At 70.5% G+C, this 16,511-nt stretch carries 14 protein-coding genes; all 14 read left to right on the top strand.

Features of this window, described 5'->3' with window-relative positions:
• Positions 1-124: 124 nt before the first annotated feature.
• The gene (locus AC529_RS00280; RefSeq protein WP_068752924.1) at positions 125-1,426 is read left to right on the top strand and encodes an ABC transporter substrate-binding protein; all 1,302 of its coding nucleotides are present in this window, start codon (positions 125-127) and stop codon (positions 1,424-1,426) included.
• A 235-nt stretch (positions 1,427-1,661) separates the two neighbouring features.
• Positions 1,662-2,648, top strand: a complete 987-nt coding sequence (locus AC529_RS00275) for a carbohydrate ABC transporter permease (RefSeq protein ID WP_083947825.1) — start codon at positions 1,662-1,664, stop codon at positions 2,646-2,648.
• The gene (locus AC529_RS00270; protein WP_068752923.1) at positions 2,648-3,559 is read left to right on the top strand and encodes a carbohydrate ABC transporter permease; all 912 of its coding nucleotides are present in this window, start codon (positions 2,648-2,650) and stop codon (positions 3,557-3,559) included. Before AC529_RS00275 ends, AC529_RS00270 begins: the two co-directional genes overlap by 1 nt.
• Entirely contained in the window at positions 3,556-5,010 is a 1,455-nt protein-coding gene (locus tag AC529_RS00265; RefSeq protein ID WP_068752922.1) for a GH1 family beta-glucosidase, read from the top strand. The genes AC529_RS00270 and AC529_RS00265 overlap by 4 nt, the downstream gene beginning before the upstream one ends.
• Before the next feature lie 106 nt (positions 5,011-5,116).
• Positions 5,117-6,139: a LacI family DNA-binding transcriptional regulator gene (locus AC529_RS00260; RefSeq protein ID WP_068752921.1), complete on the top strand. Its 1,023-nt coding sequence runs from the start codon at positions 5,117-5,119 to the stop codon at positions 6,137-6,139.
• Positions 6,140-6,210: 71 nt separating this feature from the next.
• A complete protein-coding gene (locus AC529_RS00255) occupies positions 6,211-6,453 on the top strand; it encodes a hypothetical protein (protein WP_068752920.1) in 243 nt (80 codons plus the stop codon).
• A gap of 66 nt (positions 6,454-6,519) precedes the next feature.
• Complete coding sequence (locus AC529_RS00250) at positions 6,520-7,248, top strand: hypothetical protein (RefSeq protein ID WP_332307028.1); 729 nt, start codon at positions 6,520-6,522, stop codon at positions 7,246-7,248.
• Positions 7,249-7,734: 486 nt separating this feature from the next.
• Positions 7,735-10,857, top strand: coding sequence for a sensor histidine kinase (locus tag AC529_RS00245; protein ID WP_068752919.1), 3,123 nt, complete (start codon positions 7,735-7,737; stop codon positions 10,855-10,857).
• Positions 10,858-11,058: 201 nt separating this feature from the next.
• Entirely contained in the window at positions 11,059-11,460 is a 402-nt protein-coding gene (locus AC529_RS00240; protein WP_068752918.1) for a roadblock/LC7 domain-containing protein, read from the top strand.
• A 128-nt stretch (positions 11,461-11,588) separates the two neighbouring features.
• The gene (locus tag AC529_RS00235; RefSeq protein WP_394326423.1) at positions 11,589-11,981 is read left to right on the top strand and encodes a DUF742 domain-containing protein; all 393 of its coding nucleotides are present in this window, start codon (positions 11,589-11,591) and stop codon (positions 11,979-11,981) included.
• A gap of 34 nt (positions 11,982-12,015) precedes the next feature.
• Entirely contained in the window at positions 12,016-12,600 is a 585-nt protein-coding gene (locus AC529_RS00230) for a GTP-binding protein (protein ID WP_068754326.1), read from the top strand.
• 106 nt (positions 12,601-12,706) lie between these two features.
• A complete protein-coding gene (locus AC529_RS00225; RefSeq protein WP_068752917.1) occupies positions 12,707-13,498 on the top strand; it encodes a class I SAM-dependent methyltransferase in 792 nt (263 codons plus the stop codon).
• 129 nt (positions 13,499-13,627) lie between these two features.
• Positions 13,628-14,062, top strand: coding sequence for a CBS domain-containing protein (locus AC529_RS00220; protein WP_068752916.1), 435 nt, complete (start codon positions 13,628-13,630; stop codon positions 14,060-14,062).
• Positions 14,063-14,331: 269 nt separating this feature from the next.
• On the top strand, positions 14,332-16,236 hold the full coding sequence (locus AC529_RS21105) for a tetratricopeptide repeat protein (protein WP_068752915.1): 1,905 nt from the start codon (positions 14,332-14,334) through the stop codon (positions 16,234-16,236).
• The last annotated feature ends 275 nt before the right edge of the window (positions 16,237-16,511 follow it).

The following is a 16,511-nucleotide window of genomic DNA, read 5'->3' as shown; positions in this document are numbered from 1 at the left end:
CGCAGGCGGGATCCGGGATTGACGGATCACAGTGGTGTGGGCCACGCTCTTGGGAGCGCTCCCAAAGCGGGGGATCCAAGGGACGCGATCCAAGACATTCCACTCTGAGCGAGGGGTCGCACACATGCGAACTTTTGAACGTCGGCACTGGAAGATGGCCGCTGCGACACTGGGAGTGGTCACTCTCCTCAGCACCGCGGCGTGTAGCGGCGGCGGGGACGACGCGGCCGAGGACGGCAAGATCACCCTGACCGTCGACACCTTCGGTGTGTTCGGGTACGACGAGCTCTTCGAGCAGTACATGGAAGAGAACCCGAACATCGTCATCGAAGAGAACAACGTCACCGACCTGAACGCCGACTACGTGCCGCAGCTCCAGCAGAACATCGCCGCCGGCAGCGGTGCGGGCGACATCGTCGCCATCGAGGAGGGCATCGTCCAGCAGTTCTTCCTCAGCCAGGGCGACAACTTCGTCGACCTCGCCGAGTACGGTGCGGCCGACCTGGAGGAGAACTTCCTGCCCTGGAAGTGGGAGATGGGCAAGGGCCCGAACGGGGAGATCTTCGGTCTGGGCACCGACATCGGCGGCATGAGCATGTGCTACAACAAGACCCTCTTCGAGGACGCGGGCCTGCCCACCGACCGTGAAGAGGTCAGCGCGAGCTGGGAGACCTGGGACGACTTCATCGAGGTCGGCAAGAAGTTCCAGAAGGCCGACACCGGGGCGTCCTTCATCTCCACGGTCACCCCCTACTTCAACGCCATCAACGCCCAGAGCGGCAGCCACACCTTCTTCGACACCGACAACAACCTGGTCGCCGAGACCAACCCGGTGATCAAGGACAGTTGGGCCCTGGTGGAGAAGATGGTCGACGAGGGCCTCTCCGCCAACCTGCCGATGTGGTCCGACGAGTGGAACGCCGGCATCCAGAACAACGTCTTCGCGACCCTGCCCTGCCCGGCCTGGATGCTCGGCCACATCGAGAACACCGCCGGTGAGAGCGGCCGCGACCAGTGGGACGTCGCCAGCGTTCCCGGCGAGGGCGGCAACTGGGGCGGCTCCTGGCTCGCGGTGACCACCCAGAGCGAGCACCCGGAGGAGGCCGCCAAGCTGGCCATGTTCCTGACCAGCCCCGAGGGCCAGATCTCCGCGTGGAACGCCGCCAACACGCTGCCCTCCTCGCCGCAGGCCCTGGAGGACCCGGCCGTCACCGAGTTCACCCGCGAGTACTTCAACGAGGCCCCGGTCGGCGAGATCTACGCCACCACCGCCAAGGAGCTGAAGCCGGTCTACTACGGCATCCACAACGCCCAGGTCTCCGAGGAGTTCCGCAAGGCCCTGGAGGCCATGGAGCAGGGACAGGTCTCCCCGGAGGAGGCCTGGAACCAGGCGATCGAGGGTGCCAAGCGCGCCTCCGGCCAGTAACAGGCCAGCGGCCGGAACTCCGCCGGCCGTGACGACCACACGCGGACCCGCCCCGCCCTCCGCCCGCAGCGGCGGCCGACCCCGCGGGGCGGGTCCGCGCCAACCCCGTACGGAGCATCTCCGTCAGACGGCTTGTCCCCACCTCCCCGAAGCCTCCACCCCCGAACGGCTCGGACGGGCCGTCTCCTCTCTATCCATCTGACATCTGATCTCTCTTAGACGAGGAGCGCTTGACGTGACTCTTCTCAGCCACGGCGGCGCACCGCCCGGGGGCAAGGAGGAACCGGTCCTCTCCCCGCCCGGGAACGACGCCAACGCCAAGCGGGAGCGCAGGCAGATCTTCTGGACCCGGCTCGACCTGAAGGTCTCCCCCTACCTGTTCATCTCTCCCTTCTTCATCCTCTTCGCGATCTTCGGCCTGTTCCCCCTGGTCTACACCGTCTGGGTGTCGCTGCACGACTGGACGCTGCTGGGCGGCAACCAGGGCTTCGTCGGGCTCGACAACTACGTCCGGCTGGTCCAGGACGGCAAGTTCTGGAACTCGCTGTACAACACCTTCGGCATCTTCGTCATCGCCGTCGTCCCGCAGCTGCTGCTGGCCATGTACCTGGCCGACACGCTCAGCCGCAAGGTCCGCGCGGTCAACTTCTTCCGGATGGGCCTGCTGCTGCCCTACCTGACCTCTGTCGCGGCCGTCGCGATCGTCTTCTCCCAGCTCTTCGGCACCCAGTTCGGCCTCATCAACTACGCCCTGGGCTTCTTCGGGATCGACCCGATCAACTGGCAGGGCGGCACCTTCAGCTCCTGGGTCGCCATCGCGGTCATGGTCGACTGGCGCTGGACCGGCTACAACGCGCTGATCTACCTGGCGGCCATGTCGGCCATCCCCAGGGACATCTACGAGGCCGCCTCCATCGACGGAGCGTCCCGGACCCGCCAGTTCTGGCAGATCACCGTCCCGATGCTGCGGCCCACCATCATCTTCACCGTGATCGTCTCCACGATCGGCCAGATGCAACTGTTCACCGAGCCGGTGATCTTCGGTGGTGTCGCCGGCGGCACGCAGGGACAGTTCCAGACCACGATGATGCTGATCTTCGAGGAGGCGTTCCGCTTCAACAACTACGGCTACGGCTCCGCGATCGCCTGGACGCTGTTCATGCTCGTCGTGGTGCTCAGCGCACTCAACGCGCTGCTCAGCAGCAGGATCAAGGGGGCATGATGACCACCACCCTGACTCCGCCCAAGGGCACCGCCCCCGCGGCGCCCCAGCCCGCCGAGAAGAAGCGGAAGAACAAGGGCAGCACCGGGGTGCCCGAGGCGACCCCGCTGACCTACATCGGGCTCTCCCTCACCGTCCTGCTCTCCTTCTTCCCCCTGTGGTGGATGTTCGTCGTGGCCACCCGCGACTCCGCCGCCGCCTCCGCCCGCCCGCCCTACATGTGGCCCGGCGGCAACTTCCTGGACAACCTGGAACGCCTCTTCGCCAACACCTCCGCCAACTTCACGCTCGGTCTGATCAACTCGGCGGTGTCGGCCACCGTCCTCGCCCTGTCGGTGGTGTTCTTCTCCTCGCTGGCCGGCTTCGCCCTGGCCAAGCTGAGGTTCAAGGGCCGCAACGCCGCCGCCGTGGGCGTGGTGCTGACCATGGCCGTGCCCGTGCAGATGGGAATCATCCCGCTGCTGATGCTCATGGAGTGGTTCGGCTGGCGCGGGCAGATCATCGCGATCATCGTGCCCTTCATGGTCAGCGGCTTCGGCGTGTTCATGATGCGGCAGTACTGCGTCCAGGCGATCCCCGACGAACTGCTGGAAGCGGCCCGCATGGACGGCTGCTCCACCTTCCGCATCTACTGGAGCGTGGTCCTGCCCGCGCTCCGGCCCGCGATGGTCGTGCTCGGCCTGCTGACGTTCATGACGCAGTGGAACGAGTTCACCTGGGCGCTGGCGGTGCTGACCCCGGCCAACCCGACGGTCCAGATCGCCATCAACCAGCTCAACCAGTCGGCGTACTCGCGTGACTTCGCGCTCATGTTCACCGGGTCCGTCGTCGCCACACTCCCCCTGCTCATTCTGTTCTTCGTCCTCGGCCGTCAACTGATCGGCCGGATCATGGAAGGGGCCATCAAGTGACCTCGCAGTCGACAGCCTCGCTCGGCCAGACCGAGGAGGAACCAAAACCGGACATTCATTTCCCCGAGGACTTCGTGTGGGGGGTGGCCACCGCCTCGTTCCAGATCGAGGGCGCCACCACGGAAGACGGCCGCGGCCCCAGCATCTGGGACACCTTCTGCGCCACCCCCGGCAAGGTCGAGAACGGTGACACCGGCGACCCCGCCTGCGACCACTACCACCGCTACCGCGACGACGTCGCGCTCATGCGGGACCTGGGCGTCGGCGCCTACCGCTTCTCCATCGCCTGGCCGCGCATCCAGCCCGAGGGCAAGGGCAAGCCTCTGGAGGCCGGTCTGGACTTCTACGACCGGCTCGTGGACTGCGTGCTGGAGGCCGGCATCGACCCGTGGCCGACCCTCTACCACTGGGACCTGCCCCAGGCCCTGGAGGACGAGGGCGGCTGGCCCAACCGGGACACCGCCAAGCGCTTCGCCGACTACGCGGAGATCGTCTACTCCCGTCTGGGCGACCGGATCACCCACTGGAACACCCTCAACGAGCCGTGGTGCTCGGCCTTCCTCGGCTACGCCTCGGGCGTGCACGCCCCGGGCCGCCGCGAGCCCGCCGCCGCGCTGGCCGCCGCGCACCACCTGATGCTGGGCCACGGCCTGGCCGCCAACGCCATCCGGGAGCTGGGCCGCCAGGCCGGCCACGCCCCGAAGGTCGGCATCGTGCACAACCAGACCACGGTGCGCCCCTACACCGACAGCGAGGCCGACCGGGACGCCGCGCGCCGCATCGACGCGCTGCGCAACCGCATCTTCACCGAACCCCTGGTGAAGGGCCGCTACCCGGAGGACCTGCTCGCCGACGTCTCCGGGATCAGCGACTACGGCTTCGTCAAGGACGGCGACCTGGAGATCATCTCCACGCCGCTCGACATGATGGGCGTCAACTTCTACAACCCCAGTTGGGTGTCGGGCAACCGGGAGAACGGAGGCTCCGACCGGCTGCCCTCGGAGGACTACTCGCCGTCGGTGGGCAGCGAGCACGTCGTCGACGTCGACCCCGGCCTCCCGGTCACCGCCATGGGCTGGCCGATCGACGCCAGCGGCATGTACGACACGCTCACCCGGCTGGCCAACGACTACCCGGGGCTGACGCTCTACGTGACCGAGAACGGCGCCGCCTTCGACGACAAGGTCGTCGACGGCGCGGTGCACGACACCGAGCGCATCGCCTACCTGGACGCGCACCTGCGCGCGGTGCACGCCGCGATCGAGGCCGGGGTGCCGCTCAAGGGCTACTTCGCCTGGTCGCTGCTGGACAACTTCGAGTGGGCGCTGGGCTACGGCAAGCGCTTCGGCATCGTGCACGTGGACTACGAGAGCCAGGTCCGCACGGTCAAGGACAGCGGCCTGTGGTACTCGCGGGTCGTCCGGGCCGGAGGCATCGTCGGGCAGCAGTAGCAGCTCCGATAACAAGGTCAGAACCTCGCCGTCCCGGTGACTTCCAAGATAGAAATAGAGACAAGGAGGCCACCGGGACGGCGTGGTCGTGGGTTGGGGGAAGAGGATGGAGCGTCGGCGGCGTCCGACACTGGAGATGGTGGCTGCCCTGGCAGGAGTCGGCCGCGGGACGGTGTCCCGCGTGATCAACGGCTCCGACCAGGTGAGCCCGACCACACGGGAGGCAGTGAAGAGGGCGATCAAGGAGCTGGGCTACGTGCCCAACCGGGCGGCCCGCACCCTGGTCACCAGACGCACCGACACCGTGGCCCTGGTGGTGGCAGAGGACAACCAGCGGCTCTTCGCCGAACCCTTCTACGCCGGGATCGTCCTCGGCGTGGGCGTGGCACTGTCCGACCGGGGCTTCCAGTTCGTGCTGGCCACCGGCCGCTCCGGAGCCGAGCACGAGCGGCTGGGCGGCTACCTGGCGGGCCAGCACGTCGACGGGGTCCTGCTGCTGTCGCCGCACCGCGACGACCCGCTGCCGCAGATGCTCGACGAGGCCGGGGTGCCCTACGTCTACGGCGGCCGGCCGCTCGGCGTCCCCGAGGAGCAGGTGTCCTACGTCGACATCGACAACATCGGCGGGGGCCGCCAGGCCACCCAGCGCCTGATCGAGACCGGCCACCGCCGCATCACCACCATCGCCGGCTCCCAGGACATGGTCGCCGGCGTGGAACGTCTCCAGGGATACCGCGAGGCGCTGCTCGACGCCGGACTGGAGTACGACGAGAGCCTGGTCAGCTACGGCGACTTCACCTACGACAGCGGCGTGGCCGCCATGCGGGAGCTGCTGGAGCGCCACCCGGACCTGGACGCGGTGTTCGCGGCCTCCGACCTGATGGGGCTGGCGGCGCTGCGGGAGCTGCGCGCGGCGGGGCGCAACGTGCCCAAGGACGTCGCCGTGATCGGCTACGACGACTCGACCGTGGCCGAGCACGCCGAGCCGCCGATGAGCAGCGTCAACCAGCCCACCGAACTGATGGGGCGGGAGATGGCGCGCCTCCTGGTCGACCGCATCACGGGCGAGACCAGGGAGCCGGTCCGGCTGGTTCTGGAGACCCACCTGATGATCCGGGAGTCCGGGTGATCCCGCCCGGCGGCGACCCCGTTCCGGCGGTGGACGGGGCCGCCCCCGCTGTGCCACGCTGACCTCTGAGAATGGTGGAGAAAACGACGACAGGGGACGGGCAGGAGCCGGTGGAGACGCTCCTCACGCGGTGTGCGGTGGACGGGTGCGAGTGGTGCAGCCGGTCCGACTATCCGTGCCGCTGCTGCGGCGGGACCGGCCAGTGGCGGCCGGAGCGGCCCAGACGCGACGCCGACGGGGTGATCGGCTGGGTCCGGGTGCTGGAGCGGTGCCGCATGTGCGGCGGCACCGGCAAGGAGCACAATCCGCTGTGAGCGTGCCGTCCGGCGCCTCCCGTCCGGGCGCCGCGGACCGGAGCCGGTAGGTTTCCTCCAGGACCGGTGTCCGCGACGGCGGCGGACCCGGACGGCAGGGGGTGGACGATGCGCTGGGTCACCTATCTCTCCCCGAGCGGGGGCGAGCGGCGGCCGGGAGTGGTGGACGACGGCTGTGTCTTCGGCTGTCCGGGCGGCGAGGACGTCCCCGGGCTGCTGGCCGGCGGAGCCGACGCGCTGGCGGCCGCCCACCGCCGCGCGCTGGAGGCTCCCGTGGAGATCATCGTGGAGTTCGAGACGCGGCTGTGCGCCCCGCTGGTCCCCGACCGGCCCGTCGTCCTGCACCGCGCGGGGCGGGAGCCCGTGGCCGTCCCCCCGGGCCTGGTGCGCGGCACCGACGACGGCGTGGTGCTCCCGGCCGGGGAGCGGGAACTGGTCGCGGAAGTGGGCGCGGTCGCGTTCCGGTACGGCACGGGACAGGTCGCCGGGTACACCCCGGCCTGCCTGTGGACCGCGGGGGAGGGGGAGCCGGTCGCGCTGACCCTGGGGCCGGCACTGGTCACCGCGGAGGAGGCCGACGGCGCCGCACTCGCCGTCTCCGTGAGCGTGGACGACCTCCCGGCGGCGCAGGGCGTGCTCGGGGACGGCCCGTGGCGGGCCCCCGGGGCGGGCACGGAGCCGGTCGGCTCGCTGCCCGCGCGGACCGGCCCGGTCGCCGCCGGGGCGGAGTTCTTCGTGGAGGCGGGACCGCTGGGCTCCTTCGAGCTTCGGGTCGGGACGGATACGGGCACCTGAGCCGGTCGCCCGCGCCCGTCCCAATTCCGGAGGTCCGGCCACCGCCGGGTTTTCCCCAGCCTGGGGACGGGGCGTGGGCAAAAAGTTATCCATGTGCTGGAATGGGCGTCGACCGGTCCTGTGACGGGGAGAATTTCGGCCTAAACAGCCTGGAAAGACTGGACCAGTCGGGCTGGACGGTATAAACCGGTCGTAGGTAACTCCGGTGATTAGGGACGATCAGGGTAGTGCGGGTCATCTGTCCTGATTGGTACGCTAACAGCTCACGCACGCTGTTCCCGGTACAGCGTCGCGTGACACCTCAAGCCCCCTGAGGTGCGTCCTGCGGCGACGAGTTCTCTCTTCCCGATACCGGGTTCCATACACATGACACCTCAGACGGCACACTGTGGCTTCACAGCGGGCCGGGTGGTGCTGTCCGGTACCCACCCCCATGGGGCTCGCCCCCGGGGCCCCAGGCGGTGACACGAAAGGTTGCGAGGGTCCGTGTCGACACGAGCGACGAACAACGGCGCTGATGCCCACGACGATGTGCCGGAGCAGACCGAAAAGGAGGCCGCGGCCAAGCGCCCCGCCAGACGGTGGCACCCCCGGAACTGGCGCGTCCGTTCCCGGCTGGTGGCGCTCGTGGTCGTTCCCACGGCGGCGGCTCTGCTCCTGGGCGTCATCAGGATCTCCGACAGCGCTCTGATCACCTTCAGGCACGAGCGCACCGAGGCGATGGTGATCCTCGCCGAGGAAATCGTGCAGTTGGGCAACGAGCTGGGCCACGAGCGGATGCTCGTCGCCGCCTACATCGCCGACAACCCCAACCCCGACCGGCGCTCCGACGAGCGCGCGGTCGCGCTGCAAGAGCAGCAGAAGGTCGTCGACCAGGAGCTCAACGACGTCCGCGCGGGCGCCAACGAGCTGGGCGACCCGGGGGACCCGGTGGTCCAGGACCGGCTCGAGTCCATGCTGGAGGCCCTGGAGAAACTCAACGGCGTCCGCGAGGAGGTCGCCAACACCCGGGTCACGATGCTCCCGGCGGTCACCAAGTACCGCCAGATCATCGACACCCTCACCGACTTCGTCGAGACGCTGGCCAACACCACCGACCGGTCCTCGACGCTGCGGGAGAGCATCCGCGCGCTCAGCTCGCTCGGCCGGGCCCGCGACGACCAGTCCTACGAGACCGCGCTGATGCTGCACTCCCTGATCCGCGGTTCGATGTCGGGCGGCGTCCGGGAGGCCATCGAGAACACCCAGGCGCGCTACAACAACGAGATCCGGAACTTCCGCAACAGCGCCACTCCCGAGCAGGAGGCGCTGCTGGACGACAACTACGGCGGCCTGGACGTCAGCCGCCTGGGCACCATGCGCCTGCGCGCCCTGCTGCGGGCCGAGGACGGCCGGGCGCTGACCGGCCTCACCGACGGCGACGGCCCGGAGACCTACGAGGAGACGGCCCTCAGCGCCATGGAGAGCCTGGCCCAGGTCGAGAGCTCCCTGGCCACGACGGTCCGCACCGAGGCGACCCAGCACAAGGAGAGCGGCCGCTCCCTGCTGCTGCTGGACAGCCTCGGCGTGCTCCTCGTGCTCGTCTTCGTCGTCCTGACCACCTCGTGGGTGGCGCGCACCATGGTCGTCCCGCTGCGCGTGCTGCGCGACAGTGCCACGCGCATCGCCGCCAAGGACCTGCCCGACGCCATCGGCCGGATGCGGGAGACCAACGTGCGGCCGGGCGAGGTGAAGATCACCCCGATCGAGATCGACTCCGCCGACGAGTTCGGCGAGGTGGCCCGCTCCTTCGACGAGGTCCACCGCGCCGCGCTGCGGCTGGCCTCCGACGAGGCCGCGCTGCGCACCAACGTCAACGCGATGTTCGTCAACCTCTCCCGGCGCAGCCAGAGCCTGGTGGAGCGGCAGCTCCGCCTCATCGAGCGCCTGGAGCAGGGCGAGCAGGACGACGAGCGCCTGGCCGAGCTGTTCCAGCTCGACCACCTGGCCACCCGCATGCGCCGCAACAACGAGAACCTGCTGGTGCTCTCCGGCCAGGACAACACCCGCAAGTGGGCCCAGCCGGTCCCGCTGGTCGACGTGCTGCGCGCCGCGGTCTCCGAGGTGGAGCAGTACGCGCGGGTCAACGTCCGCGCCCCCTCGCACGTCTCGGTCCTGGGCCGCCCGGTCAACGACGTCATCCACCTCATCGCGGAGCTGGTGGAGAACGCCACCATCTTCTCCTCGCAGGACACCCAGGTCTCGGTCACCGCCCAGGTGATGGACGGCGGCGAGGTCGTCGTCGAGATCACCGACTCGGGCATCGGCATGCCGCCGGAGGAGATCGAGAGCGCCAACCAGCGGCTCGCCGAGCCGCCGCTCATCGACGTCGCGGTCTCCCGCCGCATGGGCCTGTTCGTGGTCAGCCGCCTGGCCAACCGGCACGGCATCAGGGTGCGGCTCAGCGCCGCCCACAACGGCGGCATCACCGCGGCCGTGACCCTCCCCCACGACCTGCTCATCACCCCGATCGAGCCCGCCACCCCGGCGCTCGGCCCGTCTCGGGGAGCGGTGCCGGACACCTACGCCGAGGCCACCGCGGCCTTCGCGTCCTCGCCGGCGCCCGCCGACCCCGCCGACAGCGTGTGGCAGCCGCCGGAGGGCAACGACCGTCCGATCTGGGAGCGCACCAGCACGCCGTCCGGTCTGCCCAAGCGCCCCGACCCGGCCACGCGCGCCGCACAGCGCTCCCAGCAGGAGCGTCCGCCGGAGCACCCGCCCAGCGGCCAGGACCTGTGGGACGCCGGGTGGGCCAAGCGCGCCCGCGCCGCGGCCCAGTCGGCGCCCTCTCCCGCACCGCAGCACGAGAGCCCGGTGACCCCGCCGCCCGCGGCGGAGCCTCCGCGGCCCGCTCCGGCGGAGCCCGCGCGCTCCGACCGCCGGCAGGTCTACGGCTACTCCGTGGACCGGCCCGAGCAGCGCTCCGCCCACCCGCTCGGCGGGCCGAGCCGGCTCGGCGGGGAGAGCCGCAACTGGCAGAGCCCGCTGAACAAGCCCTACACGAGCAGCGGGGCCTCGGACCGTCCGGAGGTCCGCGAGGGCTACGGCTCCACCGCCTACCTGTCCAAGCGGTACGGGACGGGTGGCGGCAGCCAGAACACGATCATCCCCCCCTCCCCGGAGCACGAGCCCGACGAGCCGCTGCCGATCTTCGACTCCATCGAGTCGAACTGGTTCCGCCGCCGCACCGTCAACCCGGCGGTCCCGGTGACCGAGACCGGTCCGATCACCGCCGTCAACACCCCCGACGGACTCGGCACCACCCCTCCGGCCGGCAGCACCTCCGGACAGACCCGTCCCGAGGACGAGTGGCGCTCCGCGGCCGACGTCGGCTGGAAGACCGCTGCCGAGCGGGTCAGCGAGCCGATCGCGGGCGGGATCACCGCGTCGGGCCTGCCCAAGCGGGTCCCCAAGGCCAACCTGGTCCCGGGAACCGTCCCGACGCCGGAGAACTTCAAGCAGATCACCTCGCGGTCCGCAGACCGGGTGCGCAGCCGGTTCTCCAGTTTCCAGCAGGGCATCCGCCAGGGACGCGACGCCTTGAACAAGCGTTCGCACCGGGAGGAGTAGTGTCCGTTTTGAAGGTCGGTGTCCCATGACGGAGAGGCATCATGGGCCGTCAGCGAGGAGTGGATACCAGATGAGTAATGAATTAACATCATCTGCACTTCTCGGACATGGGATCGCCATCAAGTCATCCGCGAGAAACTCTCGGCTGTCGGCCGTTTACCAGATCGGTCGATGCAAAGGCTGGGACCGACAGGAGAGCAGATGAGTCAACCGGTGAACGAACTCAACTGGCTGATCACTGACTTCGCCAACCGTGTGCCCGACGTGGCGCACGCGATCGTGGTGTCGTCGGATGGTCTACCGTTGGCGGCCTCAGCCGGATTCCCCACCGATCGGGCCGACCAGCTCGCTGCGATCGCCTCCGGTCTCTCCAGCCTCACCCAGGGCGCGGCCCGGGTCTTCGAGGGCGGAGCGGTCGCCCAGACCGTGGTCGAGATGGAGCGTGGATTGCTCCTTATCATGGCGATCAGCGACGGATCGTGTCTCGCGGTACTCGCTGCCGCGGAATGCGATCTCGGCTTGGTCGGTTACGAGATGACCCTGCTCGTCGAGCGGGCCGGCCGGGCGCTGACCCCGGCGGCGCGCACGTCGGGTATCCACTGACCCACCACCGACAGGAGGAAGTGGTGGCACCACCTCACGGTAGAGACCCCGGGAGCGCCTCGTGGTTCGGCGATTCCCCGTCAGCCAGCGCGCCCAAGCCGCTGCCCGATCCCCTGACCGGTGGGGAGATGACGCAATCCCCCCAGCAGGTCACCGGACAACAGTGGTCGATCAGTGAGAACGCACCGAGTTCGCTGGTCCGCCCCTATGCGGTGACCCGAGGCCGGACCAGGCCCAAGACTCAGCTGCCGCTGGAGGCGCTGATCTCCACGACGGCGACAGCGCGCAGCGAGTTCGGGACCCTCACCCCCGAATGCCAGGCGATCAGCGACCTGTGCCAGGAGTGGCGTTCGGTGGCGGAGATCTCCGCCCTGTGCCGGATCCCGCTCGGTGTTGCCCGGGTCCTGGTGGCAGACATGGCAGAACAGGGTCTTGTGCAGATTAGGTCGTCGCTGAACACCGACAGCCGACCCAACGTCAACCTGCTTGAAAGGGTACTCAGTGGACTTCGCAAGCTCTAGCCCGGCCGACGAGGGCGGTGCTGTGGCGAACGCGATGACGTCGGTGAAGATCGTCGTCGCCGGGGGCTTCGGCGTCGGTAAGACGACGTTTGTGGGGTCGGTCTCCGAGATCGTTCCACTGACCACCGAAGCGGTCATGACCAGCGCCAGCGTCGGCGTCGACGACCTGGCCAAGACGCCGGACAAGCAGACGACCACGGTCGCCATGGACTTCGGTCGGGTCTCCCTCGACTCCGACCTCATCCTCTACCTGTTCGGCACCCCCGGACAGCACCGCTTCTGGTTCATGTGGGACGACCTGGTCAAGGGCGCCATCGGAGCCGTGGTCCTGGTCGACACCCGGCGGCTGGCGGACTGCTTCCCGGCCATCGACTACTTCGAAGAGGCGAAGCTGCCGTTCATCGTGGCGATCAACGGCTTCGACTCCTACTACCCCCACTCCATCAGCGAGGTGCGGGACGCCCTCACGCTCAGCGAGGACATCCCGATCGTGCAGTGCGACGCGCGGGACAGGGCCTCCACCAAGGCCACCCTGATCCGGCTGGTCGAGCACGCCATCGCGATCGGCGACGCCTCCGCCGAGACCACCTCCACCGGCGGTCACCCCTCCTGGCGCTAGATGAGAAGGACAGCGGGGTTCGGCCGGACGAGCCGTACCCCGCTCCTTTGCCGTGCTCCGGCGCGGGATGCTGGACCTGCCGACGGCGACGGGGAATCATGCGGGCATGACTTCCCAAGACGAACGCAGGGCCTTCTGGGAGGAGCGCCTGGCGGCGGACTGGACGGAGACCGGTGTCGGCTACCGGGCTCTGGGCAGGTCGTTCAACGAGTGGATGTACCGGGTGCGCCGGGAGGTGTTCCTGGACCGGGTGGGCGCCCTCGACGTGGACTGGACCCGCGCGCGCGTGCTCGACGTGGGCTCGGGGACCGGCTTCTACGTCCGCGCCTGGCAGCAGTTGGGCGCCGCCTCGATCACCGGCAGCGACCTGACCGAGGCGGCCGTGGCGCGGCTGCGCGACCACTTCCCCGCGCTGCGCTTCGAACGCCTGGACGTCGCCGAGCCGGGGGACACGTTCGCCGGGGCCGACTTCGACGCGGTCTCCTGCATGGACGTGCTCTTCCACATCACCGACGACGACCGCTACACCGCCGCCGTGGAGTCCGTCGCCCGCCTGGTGCGCCCCGGCGGCTACTTCGTGTTCTCGGAGAACTTCCTGCACCGTCCGGCGCAGCGCGGCGTCAACCAGGTCAACCGGCCGATCGGCTGGATCACCGCACGACTGGACCGGGCCGGTTTCGACGTGGTGCACCGCTCCCCGTTCCTGGTGCTCATGAACGCCCAGGTCGACGCGGGGACGCTGTGGCGCAAGGCGTGGGGCGGGGTGCTGCGCGCCGCCACGCTCACCGAGCCGACCGGGTGGCTCGCCGGGGCCGCCCTCTACCCGCTGGAACGGCGCCTGGTGCGGTCGCGGACGGAGAGCCCGACCACCGAGATCATGATCTGCCGCCGCCGCTGAGACAGCCGCGGCAGCCGGTGTGCGGTTTGCCCTCTGGATGGATGCTGTCGCGGTTGGTGGGTAGGGGCCCCGTGTTCCCGCTACGGGAGGACACAGGAGTGCGGGAACGCCAGCACAAGGGGGGAATCCATGACCACCGCCAAGGATGTCATGCACCGGGGCGCCACGTGCGTCGACGCGAACGTCAACCTGACCGAGGCGGCCCGCATGATGCGCGACCTGGGGGTGGGCGCGCTGCCCATCTGCGGAGAGGACGGCAAGCTGAAGGGCATCATCACCGACCGCGACATCGTGGTGAAGTGCCTGGCGGAGGGCAAGGACCCGGACGCCTGTAGCGCGATCGAGCTCGCCCAGGGCAAGCCGTTCTACGTCGACGCCCAGGCCGACATCGAGACCGTGTTGCAGGAGATGATCCAGCACAAGATCAAACGGCTGCCGGTGATCGAGAACCGCACGCTGGTCGGCATCGTCAGCGAGGCCGACCTCGCCCAGCACCTGCCCGAGGAGCAGGTCGGCCGCCTGGTCGAGGCGATCAAGTCCGGCCCCGCCGACCACGTCTCCTGACGGCCGCGGACCGGACCGCGGGCACCCGCACCGCCGCGTTCCGGCAGGGGCGGCCGGGACGCCTTGCGCCGCTCCGGTCCTCCGCGCCCCGGGTCGCCGACCCGGGGCGCTCCTGTGCGGGCGGCCGGAAAGCCGCGGGCCGCCACGGGACGGCCCCGCGGACGTGCGGTCACGGACCGTGGGAGAGTGGTCGAGGCGAGTGACGAATTCGGGGTGGACGTCTCGCCAGGGCCGGAGTTTGGTGGAAACGTGGCGTTATGGGCAGGTCTGTGAAAATTCCTGTCGCGCTGGCGACCACCGTGCTCCTGGCCGCCGCGGCCGCGGTGCTGTGGACGGCCGAAGACCAGCCGGGACCGGCAGCGGTGCCCCTCGGCTGGCTCGCGGTCCCCGCCGCGCTCCTGCTGTCGGCGGGCCTGTGGGGCTGGGCCCTGCGCCCCCGCGCGCGGGGTGCGGCAGCCGGACCGCAGCGCCACCGGGAGTGGTGGTCGGCGCCGGTGGCCGAGGTGGACCCGCTGCGGGTGGGCGTGCACCGCTCCAGGGACGGCCTGCCCGCCTACGTGGCGCGCGACTGCGACCTCGAGCTGGCCCGGCGGCTGGACCGGGCGGTCGAGCACGGGACGCTCGTGCTGGCGGTGGGGCCGTCCGCGGCGGGCAAGACCCGGGCGGCCTGGCAGGCGGTGGCCGCCCGCTTCGCCGACCGGGACGTGTACGTGCCCGACCCGGGGGCCGACCTGACCCGCCTCGCAGACGCCGTCGCCGCCCGCATCCGGGAAAGCAGCAGACGGGCGGTGGTGTGGCTGGACGACCTCGACAAGCACCTCAACGAAGGCACCCGGCTCACCAACTCCCTGCTGGAGCGGTTCCGCCGGGCGGGCGCGGTGGTGGTGGCCACCCTGCGCCGGGGCGCCTACGCCCGCCTCACCGACCCCGGCCCCGCGGAGCACGCCGTGCCCGGTCTGCGCCTCGGCGAGGAGGAGCAGGGCCTGCTGCGCGAGGCCGACCCGGTGGAGATCGCCCGCCGGTGGAGTGAGGCGGAGCTGGAGCGCGCGCAGGCCAGCGGGGACGCCGCGGTGGTCGAGGCGGCGCGTCGCCAGCGCGACGGCCGCGGCCACGGGGTGGGCGAGTACCTGTCCTCGGCGCCGGCCCTGTACGACCTGTGGCAGGCCCAGCGGGAGCTGTCCGTCGGCGAGGGCGGGCATCCGCGGGCGTTTTGGGTGGTGGCCGCCTGCGTGGACCTGGCCCGTATCGGCGTCGAACACGCCGACCGGGATCTGCTGGAGGCCGCCCACGAGCTCTACGACCTGCCCGCCGTGCTGCGCCCCGAGCCCTTCGAGCAGGCCCTGGCCTGGGCCGCCCGTGTCCACGAGGGCACCTGCGGCCTGCTGCTGCCCGCCACCGCCGACACCCCGCCCACGGCCTGGCGGCCCTTCGACTACCTCGTCGACCGGACCACCACCCCCCTTCCCGAGGGCCTGTGGCACCTGGCCCTGGAGCACACCGCCGACCCGGCCGTCCACACCTCCATCGGCTGGGCCGCCTACGACCACGACCTTCTTCCCATCGCCGAGGCCGCCTGGAGACGCGCCGCCACGGCAGGAAACCCCCGGGCCATGAACAGCCTCGGCCTCCTGCTCGCGGAGCGGGGGGAGGAGACGGAGGCCGAACAGTGGTACCGGAAAGCCGCCCAAGACGGCGACACCACCGCCATGTACAACCTGGGCGTGCTGCTCCAGTCGCGGGGGCGGACCGCCGAGGCCGAGGAGTGGCAGCGGCGCGCCGCCGAGAGGGGCCGGGACGAGGCGATGTACAACCTCGGCGTGCTGCTCCACCAGCGCGGAAAGACCGCCGAGGCCGAGGTCTGGTGGCACCGCGCCGCGGCCGCCGGAAACCCCGACGCCATGGACGCCCTCGACTACCTGCTCCGGCAGCGGGAGGAGGCCGGTGCGGACGAGAGCCTGCTGCGCCGCGCCGCCGCTTCCGGTGACGCCGACGCCATGGTCGGCCTCGGCACGCTGCTCCAGTCGCGGGGGCGGACCGCCGAGGCCGAGGAGTGGTACCGGCGCGCCGCCGAGGACGGCCACGTCGGCGCCATGCGCGCGCTGGCCGGGCTGTGCGAGGAGCAGGGGAGGGTGGTGGAGGCGGTGGAGTGGTGGAGCCGGGCCGAGGAGGACTGAGCCCGGCGCGGCGGGGCCGCCCCGGCGCGCTGCGGCGCCACCGGCCCACGGGAGCGGCGGCCCCCGTGCTGTGCTCCGCGGTGCCCTGCTCCGGGAGCGGGGCCCCGGGGACCGGTTCGTGGGGGCGTCGGCTTCCGGTACCCCGCAGCCCGGTGCGGGGCGGAGCAGAACGGCGGCGGGCGGGGACGGCCAGGCCCGCTACCACCGCAACCTCGCCGAGGCCGACGAGCACCGGTCTGAGGACGCCCGGGGCAAGGCGCGTGCCCGGGCCTGCT

Origin of the sequence: Thermobifida cellulosilytica TB100 (assembly GCF_001517975.1) — a bacterium.
In the GTDB taxonomy this organism is placed as follows: Bacteria; Actinomycetota; Actinomycetes; order Streptosporangiales; family Streptosporangiaceae; genus Thermobifida; species Thermobifida cellulosilytica.
The sequence above is the reverse complement of the archived record's forward strand: the minus strand, read 5'-3'. Positions and strand labels throughout refer to the sequence as shown.